We start from the raw sequence: 23,611 nt of genomic DNA on the forward strand, positions 1-23,611 counted from the left end.
TTGGTTATGATGACGAATTTGATTTTGCGAGAACGCGCTCGGCCATTTCGAGATGCAGACGTTCGACCATCTGGCCATCAAGTGAAACCACACCCTTCTCAGCATTTTCGGGCTGCGCAAACACTGAAATCACCGCGCGTGCATGGGCCACATCTTCATCCGAAGGGGAGAAGGCGCGATTGGCCACCTCAATCTGCGAGGGGTGAATAAGCGTCTTGCCGTCAAAGCCCATTGATGCAGCCTGCAAGCATTCCGCTTCAAAGCCCACACCATCCCGAAAGTCATTAAAAACACCGTCCAGCACAACAATGCCGCCAGCACGCGCAGCCAGAATGATTTGCATCAACCATGGGATCAGATAAGGCCGTCCGGTTTGCGGACGAACGCCAGTGGCACGCGCGATATCGTTCGGCCCGACCACAAAACACCCAAGCCTTGCCGCCGAACGATGACCAAGTACAGCAATTTCATCCGCATTGAGGATGCCACGTGGCGTTTCGATCATCGCCCAGACGCGCATATCTGGGTCCGCATCGTGGTGGTCAAGCCGGTTGGCAGCGTCTATCACATCCTGCGGGCGTTCGACCTTGGGTAACAACACGGCGTCTGCACCTATTCTGGCTGCAGCGTCAACATCGCCCTTGCCCCACTCGGTATCGGCAGTGTTTACCCGCACGACCCGCTCAAATCCAACCTTGGGATGCTGGGAAAAGTGTGCTGACAACGCGTCTCGCGCTGAAATTTTTGTCTCGGGCGCTACCGAATCCTCCAGATCGTAAATCACACAATCCGCTGCAAGCGTCAGCGACTTTTCAAGCGCACGGCTATTGGATGCGGGTACGAACAAAACGGAACGACGTGGGCGAGCAATTGTTTTCATGCGCAATTTGTGCACCGATCTGCATCAGCAAACAAGCGCTCGCCTACAAAGTTTTTAAATTCCGCTGGCTTCGTGTTCAAGCGTTCCGGTGAACTCACAGGATGCACCGTGGTAATAGGTGCATCCGCCGACTTCTTCGATCTCGAGTTTATACTCACCAACGAAATTCATCTTTATCTCGCAATAGCGCGGGTTCCTGACGGACTCGGCTTCTTTCGGATCAAAACCTTCGTTCTGGATTTTGAATGTCGCCTTTTTGTCTTTAATGGTGACATCCCCGGAGACACCGCCACCGCAGCCAGGCTGATTATCGACCATTGGGACGCTCGTAGACAGAGATACGGCATATTGATCGCCACTTTTGTGCGTCACATCAGCCTGAAGCTCCATGCCTCGATTGCTTTTAAATAGTCCTTCATGCGGATTGAAGCCAGGTTTGTTTGCCGCAGACGCTGGCAAACTCATCACTGTAACTGTCAATCCCAAGAGAAAAATTCGAAGCATATTCCACCTATCGCTGCTAATCATAAGACAAAAATCGTAGATAAGACTTTGATTATTTAAGCTATCCGGTCAAGCAAATATAATATTCCTGTACTGTCAGCATAATGATCGCTCGGAAGCGAATGCAGCTAGAAGTGCGGTGTGAGCGCACCTCCCATTCAGAAGACTTGAAATCCGCCTTAACTCTGCTTATTTTCCGGCCTTCGGTTGGAATGCACCCGCCGCTCGCAGCCTGACGGCCTCGGTAAAGCATTCTGAATTCACGTTCCTGTTCCGGTGACGGCAGAAACGGCAATGCGAGCGCCCGTTTACGAAAATGCTGCTCACTTCAGGAGCGAAACCATGACCACAGCTATCCTTGCTGGGCACAATACAACTGATTTCAAGCATCAGGCTCGCCGCTTGCGGCAGGCATTGAATGAAGAAGGTATTCACATCAGCCACGGAAAGGCACTTGACCTTGTTGCCCGCCAGTCCGGCACGCGCGATTGGAATACCCTTGCAGCCAATGGCATAAAAGCCGAAGCCACTCGCATCGAAGAGAGTGCGACCCCTTACCGGGTCAGCCAGCGCGTCTCAGGCATGTTTCATTCAACCGCCTTTAACGCTCGTATTATCGGTGTTGAAGAAACGATCAAGCCCGATCTCTGGCGGATCACCCTGCAATTCGACCCTGCAATTGACGTCACGGTTTCGCCGAACCTGTCGACGCTGCGCAGACGCTTCACATTTGTTGTCGGTGCAGACGGGAAATCTCGCAGGTTGACCGGCAGCGAGGCGGGCGGCATAGCACTTAACATGCAATAATTTCGCCAGACTTTCCTTCAGCGCATGATTCTGAATTTTTAAAACCATTTTCAGACATATTCATGCGTCGGGCATGTTAATCGCTTCCGGCTTGTCTCAAAACAGGCCGGAGGCGTTGTAAATCTGGCTTAGGGTTGCGACCTATTGGGCAGTTGCGGCCTGAAACATTGACTCTGTGCAACGCTGATGTAAAGCAGACTGCAAATTAAAATACCCAACCGACAGGTCAGGAACATGGACAAGTTCACCAAGCTCACGGGCGTCGCGGCCCCCCTGCCGATCGTCAATATCGATACGGACATGATTATCCCGAAGGATTATCTGAAGACGATCAAGCGCACGGGTCTGAGCAAGGGGCTTTTTGCCGAAATGCGCTTTAATGAAGACGGAACCGAAAATCCGGATTTCGTGCTCAACAAGCCCGGCTATCGCAACGCACAGATTCTTGTTGCTGGCGACAATTTCGGTTGTGGCTCCTCGCGTGAACATGCGCCTTGGGCTCTGCTTGATTTCGGCATTCGCTGCGTGATCTCGACCTCGTTTGCCGATATCTTCTATAACAACTGCTTCAAGAACGGCATTCTGCCGATCAAGGTTTCTCAGGAAGACCTCGACAAGCTGATGGACGACGCATCGCGCGGTGCGAATGCAACGCTCACCGTTGATCTGGAAGCCAAGGAAATCCATGGTCCCGATGGTGGTTCAATTTCCTTCGATCTCGACGATTTCAAGCGTCATTGCCTGCTCAATGGTCTTGATGACATCGGACTCACCATGGAAAAGGTAACGAACATCGACACGTTTGAAGCAAAGAACGCCCAACAGCGTCCTTGGGCATAATGGTCATTGCATTAAACGCCTCCGGTCGATGCGTGGTGGCCTGAACAAGTGAATAGGACACGATTGGCTGAAATGGCCCGAGAAGATCAAAGCGGTGATTGGGCGGCACGTTTGTCGCCCTCGCTTGACGAAATCGAATCCATCGCGATTGAAGCTCTTGCACATCTGCCGCAAGAGTTCAGGACGCTGTGCGGCGATATCATTATCCAGATCTCTGACTTTCCTGAAGAACAGATTGTCGAAGACATGGGACTGGAAACGCCTTTCGACCTGTTAGGCCTGTTCGAGGGCACCGGTATTGGTGAACGCTTTAGCCTGCAAACCGGTGAAGGCCCCAATCGCATCACGCTCTTTCGCCGCGCAATTCTGGATTATTGGTCCGAGCACGAAGAGACACTCGGCGATATAATTGCCCATGTTCTCATCCATGAAATCGGCCACCATTTTGGTCTGTCTGATGACGATATGGAAGCTCTGGAAGCTCAGGCAGAGTGAAACTGCGTATTGCTGGTATCATGACGCCAGGTCGTCATTTCTGACCAGAACTATGACAATTTTGGCAGATTTCGACACAATCTCAATACAGATATTACACGCGGAGAATGCTATTGATTAGCTCAGTTCAAACTGAGTGACGATCATGAACCTTTCTCCGGCGGCCTACCAGCTTCTGCTCGTTTACACGACCTATGTTATTGCTGCCGGAAGCCCTGGCCCCAGCAATATGCGCATCATGGGCGTCGCCATGAACCAGGGTCGAAAAGCGGGACTGATGTTTGCCGCCGGCGTTGTGACGGGCTCGATCTTTTGGGGTCTGATGGCGGCGACGGGTGTTTCGGCAATCCTTACACGTTTTGCCGAGGCGCTGATTATTCTCAAGATTTTCGGCGGCTTTTACCTCCTTTATCTGGCCTTCAAAGCGGGGCGCGCTGCCATGATGTCGGATGAGAAGATCGCCGCCCGCAGCACAAGCGGTGACGCTTTGCTTTCAGGCAAAGAGCTTTATCGGCGCGGCTTGCTGCTGCATCTCTCCAATCCCAAGTCGATCCTGTCATGGATAGCGCTGGTAACGCTTGGCATTGGCACAAACTCGTCATGGCCTCAGGTCGCTGCATTCCTCGGCGGCTGCATTGCGTTAAGCATCTCGATTTTCTGTGGCTACGCCATCATCTTTTCAACCGCGCCGATGGTGCGTTTATATCGTCGCGCTCGCCGCTGGATCGAAGGCGTTCTTTCCGCCGTCTTCGCCTTCGCTGGTATTCGCCTGCTTCTGTCGCGCTGAACCTGTCTAAGAAATGAGTATTGCGTTGAAATTTTTCAAAGGCCTTTCCGCTTTCCCCCTCACGCCAATCGATGCGGCAGGCAATCTCATAGAGGATGCGCTCAGCGCTTTTCTCACCCGCATCCATGACGCAGGCGCGGATTCAATCGGCCTATTGGGAAGCACCGGTGGTTATGCTTTCCTCACACGAGAACAACGCCGACATACAGTCAGTACCGCCGTGAAATGCATCGGTGGCAAGACACCGCTCATTGTAGGCGCCGGCGCATTGCGAACCGATGAAGCGCAGACGCTTGCCCGCGATGCGGCGGATGCCGGTGCTGATGCGCTCTTGCTCGCGCCTGTATCCTATACACCGCTTACGCAGGAAGAAGGCTTTCAGCACTTTAAGGCTGTTGCGCAAGCGACCGATCTGCCTCTGTGTATCTATAACAACCCCAGCACTACCCATTTCATTTTCACCATCGAGCTGATTGAGCGGTTGGCAGATATTAAAAATATCAAGTCGATTAAAATGCCGCTACCTGCCGATAATAAACATGCGGCTGAGATCGCGAAACTTCGCGCTGTAACACCCGATGACTTCACCATCGGATACAGCGGTGATTGGGGTGCGAAGGATGCTCTGCTCGCAGGCGCCGATACTTTCTATAGCGTGGCTGCAGGACTTCTACCGAAGCAGTTTGCGGTACTCATGCGCGTCGCACAAAGCGGGGATAAGACAGAAGCCGAGCGCATCAATAAGGCATTTGAACCGCTCTGGAGCCTGTTCAAAGCCCATGGCAGTTTCCGCGTGATGTATGTGATTGCCGATTTGCTTGATCTTGCAAAGATCGAGCCACCACGGCCCATTCTGCCATTGGGCGAAGAAATACGAGGACAGGTTGAGGCAGCCCTAAAAGCGTTGAACGATCTGCCTCACTGAATAAAACAAAGGCGCCCGTCTGGGCGCCTTTTGCGATTTTTTTGCCACTCATCATTTTCCGAAAAGCGGTTCCTGCTTTTCGGGATACGTTCTATGCCACGCTCAGGCGGACATCTATGTTGCCGCGTGTTGCATGTGAATAAGGGCAAACAATGTGCGCGGCATTAACCAGCTCTTCTGCCCTTGCCTTATCAACGCCCGGCAAAACGACCTCAAGAGCCACATCCAGACCAAAACCAGTGCCATCTTCGCGCGGACCGATCCCTACTGTCGCCGTCACTGTACTGTCAGCGGAGATGGAAACCTTTTCCTTGGCTGCGACAAATTTCAGTGCGCCGAGAAAGCATGCCGCATAACCGGATGCAAACAGTTGCTCAGGATTGGTGCCTTCGCCACCCGAGCCGCCAAGTTCCTTTGGTGTGTCAAGAACAACGCTGAGACGTCCATCAGCGGTCTTGGCGCTGCCTGTGCGTCCACCGGTTGCTGTGGACTGTGTCGTGTAAAGGATAGGCATATGAAAATCTCCGTTGATACGTATTGATTTATCTCCACCATCAAAATTGCAGATTATTATATTGTGCACAATCTAATTTTGCAAAATACATTATCACAAATATGTGATGCGCAATTCAATTGCACCTCATGTAAAGTTCTGTCATGGAGTGAGCGCTATGAAAGAAGACCCAAGAGAATCTTATCTTAATCTGTCAGATATGGTCTGTTTCGCGATCTATTCGACCGCGAATGCGCTGACCCGCGCTTATCAACCGATCCTCAGTAAACTGGAACTCACCTATCCGCAGTTTCTGGTCATGATTGTATTGTGGGAACAGGATAACCGCACTGTTTCGGAAATCGGCGCGAAACTTAGTCTTGATTCCGGCACCCTCACCCCGCTTTTGAAAAGGCTGGAATCGGCAGGGCATATTGCGCGCCGCCGTGACCCACAGGATGAGCGGCAGGTTCGTATTACGCTGACCGATCAAGGCCGTGCTTTGCGCACTGAGGCCGAAGCTATTCCGGAGCAGGTCTTCTGCGCACTCGGTCAACCCATAGGCGACTTGCAAAAACTTCGGGCGCAGCTGCTTGATGTCCGCAGCAATCTTAAAGACAGTCTCTCAAATTGAAAAAGCGCCGGAAAACCGGCGCCTTTATTTTGCTATCTGCAATCTCGATTAAGCGGCGAGTGCCTTTGGCGTAATCAGGCCACGAGCGACAAGCAGTTCCGCGATCTGGATCGTGTTAAGAGCAGCACCCTTGCGAAGATTGTCGGAAACGACCCACATTGCCAGACCATTTTCAACCGTGATGTCCTCGCGAATACGGCTGATATAGGTCGCATCTTCGCCGGCCGATTCATATGGCGTGATGTAGCCACCGTCCTCGTGCTTATCGACAACCTGACAGCCGGGCGCTTCGCGCAGAATTTCGCGGGCTTCTTCCGCCGAAATCGGGTTTTCGAACTCGATGTTGACTGCTTCCGAGTGACCGATGAACACAGGGACACGAACAGCCGTTGCGGTGAGCTTGATCTTTGGATCAAGCATCTTCTTGGTTTCGGCCACCATCTTCCATTCTTCCTTGGTGTAGCCGTCTTCCATGAAGACATCGATATGCGGGATAACATTGAACGCAATGCGCTTGGTGAATTTCTGAGCGGTGACAGGATCAGCAACAAAAACGGCACGCGATTGCTGGAACAGCTCGTCCATGCCTTCCTTGCCGGCACCGGAAACGGACTGATAGGTCGAAACAACAACACGCTTGATCTTGGCCGCATCATGCAGAGGCTTCAGCGCCACGACGAGCTGCGCAGTCGAGCAGTTCGGGTTGGCAATGATGTTCTTCTTGCGGAAGCCTTCAATCGCGTCCGGATTCACTTCAGGAACGATCAGCGGAACATTGGAATCGTAGCGCCATGCAGACGAATTATCGATAACGACACAGCCCTGCGCACCGATCTTTGGCGACCATTCCTTGGAAATGTTGCCGCCAGCAGACATAAGGCAGATGTCAGTATCCGAGAAATCATACTGGTCGAGCGCCTTTACCTTCAGCGTCTTATCGCCATAGGACACTTCCGTGCCCTGGCTACGGCGCGAAGCGAGCGCTACGACCTCATCAGCTGGAAAACCGCGTTCTTCGAGGATATTGAGCATTTCGCGACCGACATTTCCGGTGGCGCCGACGACTGCAACTTTAAAACCCATTTACCTGTCTCCTGTCCTCTCCGCTTCCATAAAACCCGCGACCAGCGGGCCTTTTCCCAGGGCCGGACCCGGGGAGAGTGGGCGAGCAGGCCAAGGGGTCAGACCGTTTTGGTGGTCGTTTTAATGCAAGTGGCCGTGGTAGTTTTGGAAACGAACGCCATAGGGCTGGCAATGGCGATGAGGCCATTCAGTCCACACAGGCTATGTGATGCGCGAGAAGCGTTCACGGGATTGTCTCCTTTTCCGATTGCGCTTTTAAGCCGTTTGAAAAAAGAGTCAATGTATTTGCAGTGATGAACGCAACAAAACTGCTCAAATGTGTGGGAGCGATACCGCTTATTACGCCGGGACCGCGAAATGACAAAGACCCGCGCGGAAGATACAGCGCGGGTCTTTGAACACTGATGCTCTGTTAGTAAAGCAGACGCGTGCGAATAGTGCCCGGAATTTCGCGCATTGCCTGAAGTACATCTTCGGCGTGTTCTTCCATCGCATCACCTTCGATCACCACATAGCCGACTTCACCATCGGTCTGCAGAAACTGACTGACAATATTGATGTTGTGCGATGAGAAGATGTTGACGAGACTGTTGAGGATGCCCGGGCGGTTCTCGTGCACATGCATGAAGCGCGTGCCGCTTGGACGTGCAGGCAGCTGAACCTGTGGGAAATTGACCGCACCCAGCGTTGAACCAACATCGGAATATTCAACCAGCTTGCGGCTGACTTCCATACCGATGCGCTCCTGCGCTTCTTCGGTGGAACCACCGATATGCGGGGTCAGGATGACATTTTCCAGTCCCTGCAATGGCGAAACAAACGGATCTTTGTTCGAAGCCGGCTCAACCGGGAACACGTCAATTGCCGCACCCGCAAGGTGACCTTCTTTGAGCACCGTTGCCAATGCCTCAAGATCGACCACATTTCCGCGCGCATTGTTGATGAGGAAGGCGCCCTTCTTCATCTTGCGCAGCTTGGCTTCGGTAATCATCTTGGCCGTCGACTTGTTCGATGGCACATGAAGGCTAACCACGTCAGAAATTTTGAGCAATTCGTCGAGCGTTTCGGTCGGGATGACATTGCCATATTGCAGCTTGTCGGTCATGTCGAAGTATCGGACCGTCATGCCGAGGCTTTCAGCCAGATTGCCGACCTGCGAACCGATATTGCCGTAGCCAACGATGCCCAGCGTCTTGCCGCGGACTTCACGGCTACCGGTCGCACTCTTGTCCCAGCCGCCGACATGGGCTGCATTGGAGCGAGGGAAAATACGGCGCATCAGCATGATGATTTCGCCAATCACCAGTTCCGCAACCGAACGGGTATTGGAGAAAGGTGCATTGAATACCGGAATACCACGCTTGCGGGCGGCCTTCAGGTCCACCTGATTGGTGCCGACCGAGAAACAACCGACTGCGATCAGACGCTGCGCTGCTTCAAATACTTCATCGGTAAGCTGTGTGCGCGAACGGATGCCAACAATATGCGCGGAAGCAATCGCCTCGATCAACTCAGCCTTGTCGAGTGCCTTGGGCAAATGAACGACGTTCGTGTAGCCGGACGACTTGAAATAATCGACAGCAGACTGGTTAATGCCTTCGAGAAGAAGAACGTTGATACGCTCACGCGCGAATGAAAGACGTGCAGTCATGTTTGGTGCTTTCAGGCTCTGGGCTCGATATTCGCTCAGCGACATAAATCAATCAGCAAATGTCGTCATTGCGATATTCTGGGTCGGTATTGATCGCGAGAGCGACTTAGCACCCAATGGCTCAGAAAAAAACCAAATTCGACGGAAAGCTGCGGTTTCGCGTCGTATTTGGATAATCATTTCAATCTCGGAGGCCACTCCGCCGCAGAACACCCGAAACATTTGCATTCTTGTCGAAAAATAGTTCAAAACTTGCGTCTTTTTTCGCTGATCGACCCAATTCTTATGTTCAATCCTCATCGCGAGTCGTCGCCAGTCGATCACGCTCATAGCGCTCTGTTAGCGGAAACTCTGGCAACCACCTTTCTCGACGTATCGTCCAAAGTTCATAAGTTGGCTTCAGCCGATCCGGGACGTCCAGCGAACCAAGATTGATCTCAATCTCATCATCCGTTCTTGAAAAAATGGAAGAGCCACAATGCGGGCAGAAATATCGACCGGCATAGCTGTTTGTTTCACCTTCAATCGTGACGGCATTTTGCGGAAAAATCGCTGAAGCATGAAACAAGGCGCCGTGATGTTTGCGGCAGTCGAGACAGTGGCAAATCCCTACACGGTCGGGATCACCTGAAGCTTCAATCCTGACGCGTCCGCATAAGCATCCACCTGTAAGCTTTCTCATGCCTCCCTCTCCTTCACACATAGGGATAAGAACAGGTTCTCATACTAAAAGATAATAACCATACGAAACGATTCAGTTCATCATAATCGCGTGGAAAAGTGTGCGGACGTTGGAGGAGAACATCCGCGCATATCAGCAAGATGCTGTTGGGAGGAACCCTATGTCAGTTCAATCGGGCGCCAAGGCCGGCGCACCTAAAATGACGCGCGAAGAGAAGAAAGTTATTTTCGCCTCTTCACTCGGTACAGTTTTTGAATGGTACGACTTTTATCTTTACGGAACACTGGCTGCATTTATCGGTGCCGCGTTCTTCAATGAATATCCGGAAACAACCCGTAATATTTTCGTTCTGCTCGCTTTCGCAGCAGGCTTTCTTGTACGCCCGTTTGGTGCGCTCGTCTTCGGACGTATCGGCGACCTTGTCGGACGTAAATATACATTCCTTGTGACAATCGTCATCATGGGCGCTTCGACGTTTCTCGTCGGCATTCTGCCTGGTTCGGCAACGATTGGCATCATAGCGCCTGCAATTCTGATCATCCTGCGCATGTTGCAGGGTCTGGCACTGGGCGGCGAATATGGCGGCGCGGCAACCTACGTCGCTGAACACGCACCAAACGGCCGTCGCGGTTTTTACACGTCATGGATTCAGACTACCGCAACGCTCGGTCTGTTCCTTTCGCTAATGGTTATTCTGAGCATTCAGAATGTCATGACCACGGAATCCTTCGCATCGTGGGGCTGGCGCATACCATTCCTCGTTTCGATTGTTCTCTTGGGCATCTCGGTCTGGATTCGTCTGCAGATGAGCGAATCGCCTGCTTTCAAAAAGATGAAGGAAGAAGGCAAAACATCAAAAGCCCCGCTTTCCGAAGCTTTCGGCCAGTGGAAAAACGCCAAGATCGCATTGATCGCTCTTTTCGGCCTTACCATGGGTCAGGCGGTTGTTTGGTATAGTGGCCAGTTCTACGCACTATTCTTCCTGCAGAACGTTCTGAAGGTTGAAAACCAGTCCGCCAATATCATGGTCGCGACTGCATTGGTCATAGGCACCGGCTTCTTCGTTGTGTTCGGCTGGTTGTCCGATAAAATTGGCCGTAAGCCGATCATCATGGCTGGTCTTTTGCTCGCTGCAGTAACCTATTTCCCGCTGTTTAAAGCTCTCACGCAAGCTGCCAATCCGGCACTCGCACATGCTGAACAGACAATTCGTGCAACAGTGACTGCGGCACCCGGTGATTGTAACTTCCAGTTCAACGCGACCGGAACGTCGAAATTCACAAGCTCATGCGATATTGCGACGAGCTTCCTGTCCCGCAGTGCAGTGCCCTACGACGTGGTCACTGGTCCTGCTGGTCAGCCAGCAACAGTCAAGATCGGTGATATCACTGTCGCATCTTTTGATGCCACTGCAGCCGGTGCTGAAGCAAAGGCCAAGCAGGCAGCCCTGACACACGACATCAATCTCGCTCTGCAGAAAGCCGGTTGGCCGCTGGTACGTAACCCTGCAAAGGTGGCAGATTCAAAGCTTGAAGCTTTCATTGCTGCAAACCCAGAGCTTGCTCTGAGTGCGGAAGCAGTTCGTGCGGGCGAAAGCACCACCATGACCAATGCGGAACTGGTGAAAGCAAATATCGTCACGCAAATTGAAGCGGACGCAGCTGGTGAACCAAGTCAGGCTGTCTACACGATCCCGAATGCAGGAACGTTTAAGATGGTCGCCGATCCATCGCAGATCAACTGGGTTATGACAATTGCCATCCTGACCGTTCTCGTGATCTACGTCACGATGGTCTATGGACCAATTGCTGCTATCCTTGTTGAAATGTTCCCGACGCGCATCCGCTATACAGGCATGTCGTTGCCTTACCACATTGGCAACGGCTGGTTCGGTGGTCTTCTGCCCGCAACCGTCTTCGCGATGAGTGCTGCCAAGGGCGATATTTATTACGGCCTTTGGTACCCGATCATCATTGCGACGATCACGCTCGTCATTGGCATCCTGTTCGTCAAGGAAACCAAGGACGTCGATCTCAACAAGGTCGAGTAATTATACCTTTGCCAACAGAAATGATGACGCCGCCCCTTGGGGCGGCGTTTTCATTTGCGGTATTTCGCCTCAATCTCAATCAGCTTCTGCTTGCGCCAAAGACCTCCACCATAACCGGTCAATGAGCCATCGGCACCAATCACCCGATGACATGGAATGATGATAGCAATCTGGTTTGCACCGTTGGCCCGCGCCACGGCACGAACCGCAAGCGGCTTTTCTACTGCCCTTGCAATCTCGCTATAGCTTCGTGTCTGGCCTGCCTCAATATTCTGCAACTCTCGCCAGACGTCACGTGTGAAAGCGCTGCCGTGCAGCACCAGCGGAATATTGAAATTCGCCGATCGACCTGCAAAAAACGCATCGAGTTCCTGTTCCAGTACGTCATGCGACGGGTATCGTCCGATACCGATTGAACCATGACAGGCCTTGTGCAGCTTTTTCAGCTCTTGTGGCAACGCCTTGCGATCAGCAAATTCCAGCAAATGCAGGGATGAGTGATCACACACGGCGATCATCGTGCCAAGCGGCGTCTTGATCCAGTCTGCGCGCAGCAAGCCGCCCTTTTGCAACTGCGCCGGGGGCAGGCCAAGGATGCGTGCGAAAGCATTGCGGAATGCGTCGGGCGATTCAAAGCCCGCATCCACTTGCGCATCGATGACGCGTTCGCCTTGTGCAAGCGTCTGGAAACCCTGTCGCAACCGTTCCTGCCGTGCCATTTCAAGGAAGGTAATGCCAAAATGCCGTCTGAAACTACGCCGTACGGTCGATGGATCAAAGCCCATGCCAGCAACATCGCCCTCGCTCCAGCGCCGTTGCGGCTGTGCATCCAACGCCTTCAACAGAGAACCGACAGAAGCATCAGCTTCCGCTGCGGGCTGCAACGGATGACATCTTTTGCAAGCACGAAAACCGTCGGCAATGCATTCAGATATGGAAGCAAAAAACCGGCAATTCTCTTTTAACGGCTTTCTTGCAGGACAGGTCAGCCGACAGAAAATGCCGGTTGAAAGCACGCCAACATAGGCTTTACCTTCATAAGCGGTGTCACGCGCCAGCAAGGCATTATACAAAGTGTCGATATCGGGAAGCGTGTTCAACATGACCACTATTTTTAGCGTCCTGGCGATAAATTAAAGCCGGAAATCGGGCGTTTATTATTCAACGATCCGCTTTCTGCAAAGCTGCGAAACAACTTTACCATATCAAAACGATTCTATTCATTGCGGTTCAAACGCGCGCTATTTATTCTGAACATCAGAGTAGCGATATATCCCGTAAAAAGCTGAACAAGCAGGTGAACAATTGCCTTCAGGAGTTGAAACAGCAATCAGTGCTGCTGACGCTTTCTCTCACATGAGAATTATCAATGGCATGGGTATCAGTCTGTGCCTGTCACGGCTACTGATCTTTGCTTCACGTTTCGTCCAGCATCCCAACAAGCATAAAATATCTTATATGCATATCGGATGGGTGATTGTAGTCTTCCTCTGGATCATCCAGTTCTGGTAGGACTATCTTTTTGAAAGCAGCACAAAGACATACAATGTCTACACCTATGTTTCAGATCTTCTCTATGTTTTCGGCCTGTTTTTCATGTGTGTTACTTTAACACCGGACGACATCAAGGAATATGGCGACTATGAACGCTATTTCATGTCCCGAAAACATGGCTTTTGTCACTCTTGATACTGCTCAATCTGATGGAACTGATGCGCAGTGCTGGCCCCAGTATTTCCATCAATAATGAAGAATCTCCCCTCGGGGATTTCATTTTCTTTGCGATTGAAACGGCCGTGATATTGTTTGCAATGCGGATCAAAAGAAAGGGATTTCAATATTTCTTTATCGCTCTGTTGATAGCTGCGGTGTTCGCAAACTTCACAATACAGCTCGACTGAAAATAACAAAAACGCCGCTGCGCGATCTCTGCACAGCGGCCGTTTCGTAATAGATAATATCAGCGATTAAGCCGAAAGCGCCTTGAACTTGGCAAGGATTGCATCGCCCATTTCGGTCGTGCCAACCTTGTTGGTGCCTTCCGACCAGATGTCGGCAGTGCGCAGACCATCATCGAGAACACCGGCAATCGCAGCTTCCAGACGATCAGCTTCATCGATCAGGTTGAACGAGTAGCGCAGGCACATGGCAAGCGAAGCGATCATCGCGATCGGATTGGCAATTCCCTGGCCAGCAATGTCCGGTGCCGAACCATGTACTGGCTCGTAAAGTGCCTTGCGCTTGCCAGTCACACCATCAGCAGCACCGAGCGAAGCCGATGGCAACATCCCGAGCGAACCGGTCAGCATCGCCGCAACGTCGGAAAGCATATCGCCAAACAGGTTGTCGGTGACGATCACGTCGAACTGCTTCGGCCAGCGCACGAGCTGCATACCGCCAGCATCAGCCAGCATATGCTCAAGTTCAACATCCGAATGCTTTTCCTTGTGGCGAGCCGTGACGACCTGGTTCCACAAAACGCCCGACTTCATTACGTTGCGTTTTTCCATCGAGGTGACTTTGTTGCGGCGTGCGCGCGCAAGTTCAAAAGCCACATCGGCAATACGTTCGATTTCGTAAGTGTCATACACCTGCGTATCGATACCGCGCTTCTGGCCGTTGCCCAGATCGATGATTTCCTTCGGTTCACCGAAGTAAACGCCACCGGTCAGCTCGCGCAGGATCAGGATGTCGAGCCCCTCGATAACTTCGGGCTTCAGAGACGATGAATGTGCGAGTGCCGGATAGCAGATCGCCGGGCGCAGATTGGCATAGAGTGCTAAGTCCTTGCGCAGACGCAACAGGCCTGCTTCTGGACGCACTTCATAAGGTACGCTGTCCCACTTGGGACCGCCAACCGCGCCGAAAAGCACGGCATCAGCAGCGAGCGCCTTTTCCATATCCGCATCGGAAATCGCCTGACCGTGCGCATCATATGCCGATCCGCCAACCAGGCCTTCGTCGGTTTCAAAACCGAGATTCAGACCCGAATTGAGGAAAGCGATAATTTTGCGGACCTCAGCCATTGCTTCGGGACCGATGCCATCGCCGGGCAGGAGAAGAAGTTTTCTGGATGCCATAATGCCAAGCCTCTGTTTTTTCTCACACAATAGCGGCAGTGAAATCAATTTCCGATATCGCGCTTTCAAGTTCCGCGAGGGTTATAGAACCCCCTCGCGCGGCAAGCAACAACCAGCGACACGAAATTTATGAAAAAGAACAGAGGACATGCAGAAATTATATAACGGCGTTATCAGGCATATCCATCCATACTTCAAATCTTTCCGAAGCTGGATATCCTCTATTCCAGAGGACGTGCTTCCGATGGAAGCATGATCGGAATACCACCGCGAACCGGATAGGCAAGCTTGGCTTTTTGCGAGATCAGCTCGCTGTTTTCCGCATCATATTGAAGCGGCCCCTTGGTCAGGGGGCAAACAAGCAACTCCAGCAGTTTCACGTCGAGATTGCCGGTATTTTCATCTATTGCCATTATTTATTTCCCCAGCGGTCATTGCAGACGCGAACCATAATCGTCCTTGTTCTTCGCCAAAACCATTTCGGTAATCGCGATCAGGGTCGCAGCGCGTGTTTTCAAATCCGCAGCCTCCAGAAGCACCTGTTTTTCCGCTGGACCAAATGGCGACATCATCGAAAGTGCATTGACCAGCGTGTCATTGGCCGCCCGCGAAATGCTATCCCAGTCCGCTTCCAGATTGTGTACTTCCAAATATTCCTTGAAAGCACGCAACAGTGCTTCGCGGTCCACATCGCCGAGATCACTTGGATCTTCAAGATCGGTTAGAAATGGCGCAATCCTGCATTGGCGATAAGGCCTGCGGGAATGCACTTCTTCCAGAAGCCGGAAACGGCAAATGCCCTGCAATGTAATCAGCACACGACCGTCACCAGTCTCAGCATAAGTGGTAATCCTTCCGAGACACCCGACCTGGCTCAGTTGCGGTCGAGCCGTTTCGTCGAATGTCTCGGCTTCGTCATCTTCATTTGCATCTTCAATGCGAGGCTGGATCATTGCGATAATTCGCTTACCCGCGAGCGCATCTTCGACCATTTCGAGATAGCGTGGCTCAAAAATATTCAGAGGTAGCTGGCCACCGGGCAAAAGAAGGGCTCCCTTGAGCGGAAATACCGGGACAAGCTCTGGAATATCCGAAGCTGTACGATATCGGGCATTGCCCACTTGCATGACTTTCTCCTTCTGAGCATTTCCAGCAAAATTCCGAAGCGGTTTTGCATGCGGAAATTCATAAAAGCAAAGTGATAAAGTGGCTTCAATGGTTTGGTATTATGAAGCCGCTTAAGAAAACAGCAGCGACGAAAGCTTGCGGCGCGCACCCAATGTCGCTGGATCCGCATTACCCCATGCCTCAAAGAACTGAAGGAGCTGCTTGCGCGCACCATCATCATTCCAGCTGCGATCTGCCTTCATGACCGCCAACAGCTCGTCAGCCGCTTCCACTCGTCGCCCCTGTGCGTTGCGCACCTGAGCAAGATCGTAACGCGCCTGAAAATCATTTGGATCAGCCTGCACACGGCGCTCCAATTCTATAGGATCACCAATAAGCTTGACCTGATCGGCAAGGGCGATCCGGGTTTCAAGCGCCCGAACCGGCGCTGCTCCCTGCTTGTCAGCAGGCAGGCTTGCCAGAATTTCGCGCGCCTTATCGGCATCGCCCGATTCAAGCAAACAAGTCGCCAGACCGACAACGGCGTCAACATTATCAGGCGCAACCTGCAGGATGGACGAGAAAATCTGCGCCGATTGCACAAAGTCGCCAGCTTCAACCAATTCCTTTGCGGCTGTCACTGCTTCAGAAATTGCCGCCTCCTGATCGCTGGGGCCTCCGATTTTCGCTATGAATTCCTTCACCTTGGATTCAGGCAACGCACCCATAAAACCGTCGGCTGGCTGACCGTTAACAAAGGCAATGACAGCCGGGATGGACTGGATACCAAGCTGGCCAGCGATTGATGGATGATCATCAATGTTCATCTTAACGAGCTTGACTGCGCCGCCTGCTTCACGAACTGCATTTTCGATAATGGGCGTAAGCTGTTTGCAAGGGCCGCACCATGGCGCCCAGAAATCCACAAGTACCGGCTGATTTCGTGATTCCGCGATAACATCCGCCTGAAAGGCTGCGGTCGTCGTGTCCTTGATAAGATCATTGCTGCCCTGAGGAGCGCCACCAACACTCGGATCCGATGTGCCAAAAGACACATTGCCGGTCATTTGTGCGCCTGAGTTCGAATAGGGATTGTTCTGGCTCGTCATCGGATATTCCTTATGTCTTCCAGCTTGCATATAGGGCAGCGGCAGGCCGGTTTCGATATCTCAGTTCGTATCTGCAGCAACCAATTTCAAGCTGCCATCGCACGACAATCGTCAATTGCCAGTCTATACCTCTGAAGACGCCTTCGCATCCTCTGAAACAGCAAGAATGCGCACTTCATGTCCTGTCGCGGCGAGAAAGCGCATCAGATCATCCCGTTTGATTGATGTCGTGGCTTCGTTCGTTAGTGGATGCCCGTTTATGATGTCATTTTCCATTAAACTTGCGTCGAGCACAATCTGAACATTGTGCCCGGTATCGTTTACCGCGCCAAACACTGTTACGCCGCCTGGTACCACGCCAAGATATTCCATCAGCTTCTCTGGCTTTCCGAAAGAGACACGGCTGGAAGCACCAATAATCTGATGGATCGACTTGAGATCAACGACCGCTTCCTCATCCACAGTCACCAGAAAGAAATTGTCTTTCTTGTCCTTCAGGAATAGATTCTTGGTGTGACCTCCCGCGATTTCGCCACGCAGGCTTTGTGAATCGGCAACCGTGAACAAAGGTGGATGCTCCACCGTCTTCACCTCGATACCGAGGTTTTTCAGATATTCATGCAGCTCGGCCGATGTCATAGGCATATTGGTCCCCATTCCCTAAAATAACACAATCATCCACTTCAATACGTGCTTTGCATACTCTTAATAAGCAAACTCAAACACGCAAGCTCAGCAAAGAAGAATGCAAAGATTGAAGATTAAGCGTGAATCACCAACGGCAATCATTGAAAAAAGCCCCTCTGATATTATCGGTAGTTTTTGTTGCAATAATTAAATCATAGATTGCACCCCTGACACCAGGTCAACGTTGTTAAGCGACACAACGCGAGAAATTATAATTATATTTTTCAATGTCTTATGCCACATTTGCGCAATAATCTGAAGCAAATTGCACTTTTCATGATTTTCCCTGTTGCAATCCGGAATCCGTTAGTCCATATACCGCCTGCCTAACGGAAACGACTTCTCTCTCAGAGAAGACTGGCGCGAGCGGGTGTAGCTCAGGGGTAGAGCACAACCTTGCCAAGGTTGGGGTCGAGGGTTCGAATCCCTTCGCCCGCTCCAGTTTTCCGGTGGCTTTCCGACAAGCTTTAACAATCGAGATAATAGCTCTTTCCTCTCGGTAACGACTATTTTGCGTTCAGGCGTACCCTATGATTCGCAGTGTGCTTTTATTGATCATCGGTTTCGGCGCGTTGTTGCAAGGGTTTATGCGCGTTGGAAAACCGGCACAGGCCGTTGAAAAATCTGGCTGGCTATATCAACAGTTTGGCGATCAAGGCATCGCATACGGAATGATAATGATCGGGTTGATCGCCCTCTTAGTCGGCGCAATCATGTTCAATAGCAGCTGGATCAAGATCGTTCGTTTGCGCAAAAACAATTGAGATGTGATCTGATTTTAAATCACGTCACACATGCCAGATATGATTTATTGTTCATTATCTGGGAATAGATTAAGCATCATAAACGCGTCCAACCTCACGGGACGACCAACTCCATGAAAACTGAAACTGTGTTTAGCGCTGTTCTGGCGTTGTGCCTTCTGTTCTTGACTTGGGCTGTCGGTTTGCCGCTTTCAATGCGTTAGAACGCAGCAATCATAATATGCACATAAAGCAGTCGCCTACACTTTCCTTTCCTCGCCGAACAGATGAGAGCTGAAATAATTTATAGGTAGTGAAAGACGGTATCCTGATTTTCATCAACGAGACCGTCTCAAATCATAGCTGTCTGAAACCAAGGAAGTGGTGCTTTTTATTTTCGAAGCGTTTCGTCCATGTGTTTCAATACCAGTTCAGAAACCTCGCTGTGAATGTCTGAGCGACTTTTTACAGTATCAGCGCAGATAGGATCGATTTCCCCAATTGAGTCTAGAAAATCAACAGCGCTTGGCTGGCATACAGGCAGGAAGCTGAAATGATCAGCTCCGCTCACTGTTTCATATTGAGCGCCTGGAACCTGACTGGACACTTTATCAGCAATTACGGCAAAGGGAATTTCATCCCCTGACCCCAAATTGATAAAAGCACTTGGAACACTGATTTCTTTCAGACTCTCTGGAACATAGGCATGAACTAGTCCCGGATCGACTATCACTGCTGATTTGATGCGCGTGTCAAGGTTGGATTGTTCAAACAGCATTTTATCGACAGTGCGCAAATCGACCATACCGACCTTAACGGTCTCACCATCGGTATAACCCACGCCACCTTGATACCACGCACAGTCCCATTTATCGTATTGATCGCAATAAGTTGCAAAGGCTTCAAGATTTGCACGGGCACCGATCAGCTCAAGTGCTGTTGCACCACCTAACGAGAACCCAACAACACCAACTTGATCAGCCTTAAGATGTGGTGCCCATTCAGCATCGCTTGTCAAAAAGCTTGTGACATCAGAGATATCGTGCGTTCTCTGCCATAGCTTTGGTGTTTCCGCAGGAAGCGAGTCGCCAGAAGTTGTGCCCGGATGATTTGGTCCGGCAACCATAAATCCGGCTTTAGCTAGCCGTGCAGCCAACCATCCAGCCGCCTCAACACGCCCGCCCGAACCATGAGAAAGCAGAACCACGGGAAAAGTCCCTACAGCGAAAGGCGCATCCAAATACGCTTGAGTGCCTTCGAAAACCTTGTTTTGACCATATAAGACAGCTGCACCGCCCTTTTGAGCAGGATACCAGACCGTCACTGACAGCTCCTTATTCCTCTCGGCCGACGGCACCTTTATTTCTCGTACGCCGACTTCAAAAGCAAATACGTTAGATGGTAAAGTTATCAACGCAAATGTGCAAAATGTTGCAGCTAGAACAGATCGTTTCATAATTCTCTCCGGATTGGAATATTGTCCCTGGAGGATCGTAAAACATGCCTGATCTTGCGTCCTAAATCATGATTCAGGTCGTACGGAAACGCGATATAGGTCATGGAACGACGGTCTTATTTACTGAATAGAGTTGCAGCGTGATCTTCGTTCCCTTACCCTTTGTCGTCGCTTTGCTTTTGACAATCCTGTTTTTTACGATGCTGTGGAACAGAACTTCCGCGCAGCACAACTGGCCATTTCAAGTCCTTGTCGCACTTTGCATTGCGCAGTCATTGGCGGTAGGCTTGCGATGGGGATATGGTCTCACCGAAGTTCGCTATCTGCTTCCAATAATCGCCAGCGCTCTACCGCCATTGCTTTATGCGAGCTTTCGAACCTTGATCGGCTCTGAAACGGACCGAAAAACCGAGAAGCTTTGGTTTATAGCAATTTTCCCAATCACGGTTATAGGCCTGCTATTGATCGCACCTATCCTGATTGATAGTGCTTTGATCCTGCTTTTCACCGGATATGCAATCGCACTGTTATATCTTGGTCGGCGCGGACCAGATTCTTTAAGTGATGCACGTTTTGAAACAGCGATTTCAGCCCATCGTGCACTTCTTATCGCAGCAGCATCTCTCTGCATGTCCGCCTTTTTCGATATCGCAATCCTTTTTGACTTCGAGTGGACGAATGGAAGAAATGCAGCTCTGATGGTCAGCAATGCTAATCTACTTGGGCTATTTTTTCTCGGCCTGACGGCAATCGTCGCCGGTAAAGCGCAACCATCAATGCCGAGCCATGAAGACAAAAGCCAAGGCGTTTCGGACCGCGAACAAGATCAGGCGGTCTTGTCGCATGTCGAAGAGGTTCTATCAGAAAAAAAGCTGTACCTCGATGAGAACCTGACGCTGGTTCGTCTTGCAAAAAAAATTGGCTTACCCGCACGTCAGATTTCAACGGCTGTGAACACTTTGACCACAAAAAATGTGTCGCAATTCATCAATGATTATCGAATAGCTGAAGCTTGCAAGTTACTAATCGAAACAGACACATCCGTGACCGTGATCATGCTCGATTCAGGCTTCACAACGAAGTCGAACTTCAACCGTGAATTCCGCCGTGTGACCGGGCTTAGCCCGCTGGAATGGCGCAAACAGAAAAAGTACTCGAATTAAATATTAAGCCGATGAACGCAAAATCAGCTGGCTTGCAAGGTGAGTGATCTCTGCTTCAACAGCAGAACCGCTTTTCTGAGCATTGATCCGCGAAAACAGCATATCCAGCCCGAGTTGGGCTATTGTGCGATAATCCTGCGCCACCGTCGTCAATGGAGGGCAAGTAAAGCGGCTCAGTGGATGGTCGTCATGGCCAGCTACCCGAAAGTCGCATCCCTCTTCCCGCCCAACGTGACGTCGCCGCTCATAAGCGGCTGAAATCACGCCAAAAGCAATACGGTCATTGGCGCATAAAACCGTCCGTGTTGGAAAGCCTCCTCGATCCAGGATGCGTCCCGCTTCTTCATAGCCGAGTTCTTCGAAATCCCATTTCTTTGACCTCATCGGCAAGATGATCGGCTCAATACCAATACGCTCCATTGTGGAAGTATAAGCAGTCCGACGCTCGATGGCATTCTGGTTGACTGCTGGCATTTCCATGAAACAAGGGTGTTCACCCGTGCGGCAGAGATACTCGACAATATTGCCAATGCTCTGGCGATTATCAGTCCCAACGAAAGGCTGGTCGTCACTAATACGGCTATCCAGAAAAACGACTGGCATCGAATTTGACAGGCTGGCAAGAAGCTTTGCATCAGTCTCGAATCCCAGCGGCGCCATCAGGACACCGGATATATTCAACGACATCAACGTGCGCATGGCGCGCGCTTCAAGTTTACGATCACCATGAGAGGAGAGAATGATTGTCCAGTATCCTTCCGCCAGACAACGCATTTCAATCTGACGAATGATCTCAGCATAAAAAGGATCAGAGATATGCGGAACAATAACGCCGATATTCTTTGGCTTTTTGCGGTTCATGCTGACCGCAAAAATATTCGGCTGATAATTATGGTCCTTGAGCGCCTTCTCAATGCGCGCACGTGTCGATGGCTTTACACTCTCGGGATTATCGAAATACTTCGAAACAGTCGGACGTGACAATCCGCTAGCCGCAGCGAATTCTTCCATCGTCCTGATCTTGTTATCCGCCATCGCTGCTCCTCCCATCCTGTGTCACGAGCATTTCCGGACGGGCCCATTATTTTCTATGCGTAAAATTATTTTTTACTGGAAGCAACTCCAAATTTACCCAAAAATGCAACGATTACTTGATTTAAAATTATAAATTTGGGCGCTCTGTGCCTCGCTCAATGAATTTTAAATCGATCTAATTTTTACACGTGATAATTTTTTATTGACTCATTGAGCATGCTCAATCATTTCTAGTGGAGGCCCGATATGGGGCTTGGGAAGGATCCTGCCCTTCCGGGAGGTTTCAGGATTGGCAGCAATCTTGGATCCAGCAGGGAATGTTTATGTGTCCCTAATCAGAAGGACGACCCGGCTAGTGCCGGTTCTACTCGGAGGAAATCATGTTTCGTAAGTCGCTTGGTCGTATTCTTTTTTCTGGTGTCACCCTTGCCATGTTGGCGGGCGTTGCATCCGCTGAAGGCATTGGCGCATCGCTTCTCACCCAGCAGCATCCTTTCTACATCTCGCTCGCTGAAGCGATGAAAAAGGAAGCGCAGGCAGAAAATGTGCCACTTGAAGTTTCCATTGCCAATCAGGATCTGAGCAAGCAGCTCGCTGATGTCGAAGACTTCATCACCAAGGGTGTTGATGTCATCATCATTTCTCCGGTTGACAGCAAGGGCGTCCGCTCTGCCATTAACAAAGCGCAGAAGGCAGGCATCAAAGTCATTACCGTTGACGTTCCAGCCAACAATGTCGAGGTGACTTCTTTTGTCGGCACCGACAATTTTGCGGGCGGCGAAAAGGCCGGTGAGCTGATGGCAAAATCCATCGGTGAAAAGGGCAATGTAGCAGTGATTGAATATCCGACGGTTCAGTCGGTTGTGGACCGTGTCGAGGGCTTCAAGAAAGCGATCGCCAATCACCCGGATATCAAAATTGTATCAATCCAGCCCGGCATCACCCGCTCAGAAGCGCTTGCTGCCGCACAAAACATCATTCAGGCCAATCCTGATATTGTCGGCATTTTCGGTTTCGGCGATGACGCCGCCCTTGCAGCGGCTTCGGCTGTCAAGTCAGCAAAGCTTGACAAACAGGTTAAGGTTATCGGTTTTGACGGCATGGAAGAAGCGCGCAATGCAGTCAAGAATGATCCTGTCATGGTGGGTGTGATTGCTCAATACCCTGATGAAATGGGGAAAGTCGCCGTTCAGACTGCAACAAAGGTAATCAAGGGTGAAGAAGTTCCCGCCAAGCAGCCAATCGTCCCTGGCGTAGTCACCAAGGACGGCGAAACCAAGTAACACCGCGTGAAATGATGACACTCCTCCCAGTCGTCATTTCCATTCAGTGCGCGGCGGCATGGCGGTCACCACCCGCCCATGCCGCCGCGCACATTATCGGCAAAGACTGTCGCATCG

The 23,611-nt window shown here is 51.1% G+C and carries 25 protein-coding genes and 1 tRNA gene; 12 read left to right on the top strand and 14 right to left on the bottom strand.

The genetic code is table 11. The annotated features are described in order from the left end of the window. Positions 1–4 precede the first annotated feature (4 nt). Complete coding sequence (locus tag H5024_RS12625; protein ID WP_348770695.1) at positions 5–895, bottom strand: CoA ester lyase; 891 nt, start codon at positions 893–895, stop codon at positions 5–7. Between the two features lie 39 nt (positions 896–934). Next, complete coding sequence (locus H5024_RS12630; RefSeq protein WP_247875281.1) at positions 935–1,384, bottom strand: hypothetical protein; 450 nt, start codon at positions 1,382–1,384, stop codon at positions 935–937. A 342-nt stretch (positions 1,385–1,726) separates the two neighbouring features. Here H5024_RS12630 and H5024_RS12635 point away from each other — a divergent pair, with 342 nt between their 5' ends. The 5 genes from H5024_RS12635 (at position 1,727) to H5024_RS12655 (ending at position 5,238) form a co-directional block, all read left to right on the top strand. Next, the gene (locus H5024_RS12635) at positions 1,727–2,191 is read left to right on the top strand and encodes a glyoxalase superfamily protein (protein WP_187547340.1); all 465 of its coding nucleotides are present in this window, start codon (positions 1,727–1,729) and stop codon (positions 2,189–2,191) included. A gap of 234 nt (positions 2,192–2,425) precedes the next feature. Then, positions 2,426–3,031: a 3-isopropylmalate dehydratase small subunit gene (gene leuD, locus H5024_RS12640; protein ID WP_187547342.1), complete on the top strand. Its 606-nt coding sequence runs from the start codon at positions 2,426–2,428 to the stop codon at positions 3,029–3,031. Positions 3,032–3,103: 72 nt separating this feature from the next. Further along, complete coding sequence (locus H5024_RS12645; protein WP_187547344.1) at positions 3,104–3,526, top strand: metallopeptidase family protein; 423 nt, start codon at positions 3,104–3,106, stop codon at positions 3,524–3,526. Positions 3,527–3,671: 145 nt separating this feature from the next. Beyond that, entirely contained in the window at positions 3,672–4,313 is a 642-nt protein-coding gene (locus tag H5024_RS12650) for a LysE family translocator (RefSeq protein WP_187547346.1), read from the top strand. Between the two features lie 13 nt (positions 4,314–4,326). Then, positions 4,327–5,238: a dihydrodipicolinate synthase family protein gene (locus H5024_RS12655; protein ID WP_187547348.1), complete on the top strand. Its 912-nt coding sequence runs from the start codon at positions 4,327–4,329 to the stop codon at positions 5,236–5,238. A 91-nt stretch (positions 5,239–5,329) separates the two neighbouring features. On the opposite strand, the gene H5024_RS12660 is transcribed toward H5024_RS12655, so the two are convergent. Beyond that, positions 5,330–5,752, bottom strand: a complete 423-nt coding sequence (locus tag H5024_RS12660; RefSeq protein ID WP_187547350.1) for an organic hydroperoxide resistance protein — start codon at positions 5,750–5,752, stop codon at positions 5,330–5,332. A 157-nt stretch (positions 5,753–5,909) separates the two neighbouring features. Between H5024_RS12660 and H5024_RS12665 the strand changes: the two genes are divergently transcribed. After that, positions 5,910–6,365 (top strand): MarR family transcriptional regulator, encoded by a 456-nt coding sequence (locus H5024_RS12665; protein WP_187547352.1) that lies wholly within the window; start codon positions 5,910–5,912, stop codon positions 6,363–6,365. Positions 6,366–6,413: 48 nt separating this feature from the next. Here H5024_RS12665 and H5024_RS12670 read toward each other — a convergent pair whose 3' ends face one another. Further along, entirely contained in the window at positions 6,414–7,448 is a 1,035-nt protein-coding gene (locus H5024_RS12670) for an aspartate-semialdehyde dehydrogenase (RefSeq protein WP_187547360.1), read from the bottom strand. 77 nt (positions 7,449–7,525) lie between these two features. Here H5024_RS12670 and H5024_RS21515 point away from each other — a divergent pair, with 77 nt between their 5' ends. Continuing rightward, positions 7,526–7,657: a hypothetical protein gene (locus H5024_RS21515; RefSeq protein ID WP_273727443.1), complete on the top strand. Its 132-nt coding sequence runs from the start codon at positions 7,526–7,528 to the stop codon at positions 7,655–7,657. Positions 7,658–7,860: 203 nt separating this feature from the next. Here H5024_RS21515 and serA read toward each other — a convergent pair whose 3' ends face one another. Both serA and H5024_RS12680 read right to left on the bottom strand, forming a co-directional pair. Continuing rightward, positions 7,861–9,099, bottom strand: a complete 1,239-nt coding sequence (gene serA / locus H5024_RS12675; RefSeq protein ID WP_187548603.1) for a phosphoglycerate dehydrogenase — start codon at positions 9,097–9,099, stop codon at positions 7,861–7,863. Between the two features lie 289 nt (positions 9,100–9,388). Beyond that, positions 9,389–9,781 (bottom strand): GFA family protein, encoded by a 393-nt coding sequence (locus tag H5024_RS12680; protein WP_187547362.1) that lies wholly within the window; start codon positions 9,779–9,781, stop codon positions 9,389–9,391. A 160-nt stretch (positions 9,782–9,941) separates the two neighbouring features. On the opposite strand from H5024_RS12680, the gene H5024_RS12685 reads away from it, so the two are divergent. After that, positions 9,942–11,831, top strand: coding sequence for an MFS transporter (locus tag H5024_RS12685; protein ID WP_187547364.1), 1,890 nt, complete (start codon positions 9,942–9,944; stop codon positions 11,829–11,831). 50 nt (positions 11,832–11,881) lie between these two features. On the opposite strand, the gene H5024_RS12690 is transcribed toward H5024_RS12685, so the two are convergent. The 6 genes from H5024_RS12690 to H5024_RS12715 form a co-directional block, all read right to left on the bottom strand. Next, positions 11,882–12,934, bottom strand: coding sequence for a trifunctional transcriptional activator/DNA repair protein Ada/methylated-DNA--[protein]-cysteine S-methyltransferase (locus H5024_RS12690; protein WP_187548604.1), 1,053 nt, complete (start codon positions 12,932–12,934; stop codon positions 11,882–11,884). 864 nt (positions 12,935–13,798) lie between these two features. Next, positions 13,799–14,911, bottom strand: coding sequence for a 3-isopropylmalate dehydrogenase (gene leuB / locus H5024_RS12695; protein ID WP_187547366.1), 1,113 nt, complete (start codon positions 14,909–14,911; stop codon positions 13,799–13,801). Positions 14,912–15,132: 221 nt separating this feature from the next. Further along, positions 15,133–15,324, bottom strand: coding sequence for a Trm112 family protein (locus H5024_RS12700; protein WP_187547367.1), 192 nt, complete (start codon positions 15,322–15,324; stop codon positions 15,133–15,135). Positions 15,325–15,342: 18 nt separating this feature from the next. Further along, positions 15,343–16,038, bottom strand: coding sequence for an LON peptidase substrate-binding domain-containing protein (locus tag H5024_RS12705; protein WP_187547369.1), 696 nt, complete (start codon positions 16,036–16,038; stop codon positions 15,343–15,345). Between the two features lie 111 nt (positions 16,039–16,149). Continuing rightward, positions 16,150–17,127, bottom strand: a complete 978-nt coding sequence (gene trxA, locus H5024_RS12710) for a thioredoxin (protein WP_187547371.1) — start codon at positions 17,125–17,127, stop codon at positions 16,150–16,152. Between the two features lie 123 nt (positions 17,128–17,250). Continuing rightward, positions 17,251–17,772, bottom strand: coding sequence for a prolyl-tRNA synthetase associated domain-containing protein (locus tag H5024_RS12715; RefSeq protein WP_187547374.1), 522 nt, complete (start codon positions 17,770–17,772; stop codon positions 17,251–17,253). Between the two features lie 408 nt (positions 17,773–18,180). Between H5024_RS12715 and H5024_RS12720 the strand changes: the two genes are divergently transcribed. Together H5024_RS12720 and H5024_RS12725 are read left to right on the top strand one after the other, a co-directional pair. Further along, positions 18,181–18,255: transfer RNA gene (locus H5024_RS12720), tRNA-Gly, on the top strand. A 101-nt stretch (positions 18,256–18,356) separates the two neighbouring features. Further along, positions 18,357–18,578, top strand: a complete 222-nt coding sequence (locus H5024_RS12725; protein WP_348770716.1) for a hypothetical protein — start codon at positions 18,357–18,359, stop codon at positions 18,576–18,578. 370 nt (positions 18,579–18,948) lie between these two features. Here H5024_RS12725 and H5024_RS12730 read toward each other — a convergent pair whose 3' ends face one another. After that, positions 18,949–20,013, bottom strand: coding sequence for a dienelactone hydrolase family protein (locus tag H5024_RS12730; RefSeq protein WP_187547378.1), 1,065 nt, complete (start codon positions 20,011–20,013; stop codon positions 18,949–18,951). Positions 20,014–20,153: 140 nt separating this feature from the next. Between H5024_RS12730 and H5024_RS12735 the strand changes: the two genes are divergently transcribed. Further along, positions 20,154–21,176: an AraC family transcriptional regulator gene (locus H5024_RS12735; RefSeq protein WP_187547380.1), complete on the top strand. Its 1,023-nt coding sequence runs from the start codon at positions 20,154–20,156 to the stop codon at positions 21,174–21,176. A 3-nt stretch (positions 21,177–21,179) separates the two neighbouring features. Here H5024_RS12735 and H5024_RS12740 read toward each other — a convergent pair whose 3' ends face one another. Next, positions 21,180–22,211: a LacI family DNA-binding transcriptional regulator gene (locus H5024_RS12740; protein ID WP_187547382.1), complete on the bottom strand. Its 1,032-nt coding sequence runs from the start codon at positions 22,209–22,211 to the stop codon at positions 21,180–21,182. A gap of 380 nt (positions 22,212–22,591) precedes the next feature. On the opposite strand from H5024_RS12740, the gene H5024_RS12745 reads away from it, so the two are divergent. Then, positions 22,592–23,494, top strand: coding sequence for a substrate-binding domain-containing protein (locus H5024_RS12745; RefSeq protein ID WP_187547385.1), 903 nt, complete (start codon positions 22,592–22,594; stop codon positions 23,492–23,494). The last annotated feature ends 117 nt before the right edge of the window (positions 23,495–23,611 follow it).

This window comes from Ochrobactrum sp. Marseille-Q0166, from assembly GCF_014397025.1.
Taxonomy (GTDB): domain Bacteria; phylum Pseudomonadota; class Alphaproteobacteria; order Rhizobiales; family Rhizobiaceae; genus Brucella.

What these genes read in the sequence shown, in the direction of transcription:
- H5024_RS12730 (WP_187547378.1), bottom strand. Translation starts at nt 20,013, where the DNA reads ATGAAACGATCTGTTCTAGCTGCAACATTTTGCACATTTGCGTTGATA.
- trxA (WP_187547371.1), bottom strand. Translation starts at nt 17,127, where the DNA reads ATGACGAGCCAGAACAATCCCTATTCGAACTCAGGCGCACAAATGACC.
- H5024_RS12665 (WP_187547352.1), top strand. Translation starts at nt 5,910, where the DNA reads ATGAAAGAAGACCCAAGAGAATCTTATCTTAATCTGTCAGATATGGTC.
- H5024_RS12740 (WP_187547382.1), bottom strand. Translation starts at nt 22,211, where the DNA reads ATGGCGGATAACAAGATCAGGACGATGGAAGAATTCGCTGCGGCTAGC.
- H5024_RS12655 (WP_187547348.1), top strand. Translation starts at nt 4,327, where the DNA reads ATGAGTATTGCGTTGAAATTTTTCAAAGGCCTTTCCGCTTTCCCCCTC.
- H5024_RS12630 (WP_247875281.1), bottom strand. Translation starts at nt 1,384, where the DNA reads ATGCTTCGAATTTTTCTCTTGGGATTGACAGTTACAGTGATGAGTTTG.
- leuD (WP_187547342.1), top strand. Translation starts at nt 2,426, where the DNA reads ATGGACAAGTTCACCAAGCTCACGGGCGTCGCGGCCCCCCTGCCGATC.
- H5024_RS12645 (WP_187547344.1), top strand. Translation starts at nt 3,104, where the DNA reads ATGGCCCGAGAAGATCAAAGCGGTGATTGGGCGGCACGTTTGTCGCCC.
- serA (WP_187548603.1), bottom strand. Translation starts at nt 9,099, where the DNA reads ATGACTGCACGTCTTTCATTCGCGCGTGAGCGTATCAACGTTCTTCTT.
- H5024_RS12635 (WP_187547340.1), top strand. Translation starts at nt 1,727, where the DNA reads ATGACCACAGCTATCCTTGCTGGGCACAATACAACTGATTTCAAGCAT.
- H5024_RS12680 (WP_187547362.1), bottom strand. Translation starts at nt 9,781, where the DNA reads ATGAGAAAGCTTACAGGTGGATGCTTATGCGGACGCGTCAGGATTGAA.
- H5024_RS12685 (WP_187547364.1), top strand. Translation starts at nt 9,942, where the DNA reads ATGTCAGTTCAATCGGGCGCCAAGGCCGGCGCACCTAAAATGACGCGC.
- H5024_RS12670 (WP_187547360.1), bottom strand. Translation starts at nt 7,448, where the DNA reads ATGGGTTTTAAAGTTGCAGTCGTCGGCGCCACCGGAAATGTCGGTCGC.
- H5024_RS12715 (WP_187547374.1), bottom strand. Translation starts at nt 17,772, where the DNA reads ATGCCTATGACATCGGCCGAGCTGCATGAATATCTGAAAAACCTCGGT.
- H5024_RS12660 (WP_187547350.1), bottom strand. Translation starts at nt 5,752, where the DNA reads ATGCCTATCCTTTACACGACACAGTCCACAGCAACCGGTGGACGCACA.
- H5024_RS12690 (WP_187548604.1), bottom strand. Translation starts at nt 12,934, where the DNA reads ATGTTGAACACGCTTCCCGATATCGACACTTTGTATAATGCCTTGCTG.
- H5024_RS12650 (WP_187547346.1), top strand. Translation starts at nt 3,672, where the DNA reads ATGAACCTTTCTCCGGCGGCCTACCAGCTTCTGCTCGTTTACACGACC.
- leuB (WP_187547366.1), bottom strand. Translation starts at nt 14,911, where the DNA reads ATGGCATCCAGAAAACTTCTTCTCCTGCCCGGCGATGGCATCGGTCCC.
- H5024_RS12745 (WP_187547385.1), top strand. Translation starts at nt 22,592, where the DNA reads ATGTTTCGTAAGTCGCTTGGTCGTATTCTTTTTTCTGGTGTCACCCTT.
- H5024_RS12700 (WP_187547367.1), bottom strand. Translation starts at nt 15,324, where the DNA reads ATGGCAATAGATGAAAATACCGGCAATCTCGACGTGAAACTGCTGGAG.
- H5024_RS12705 (WP_187547369.1), bottom strand. Translation starts at nt 16,038, where the DNA reads ATGCAAGTGGGCAATGCCCGATATCGTACAGCTTCGGATATTCCAGAG.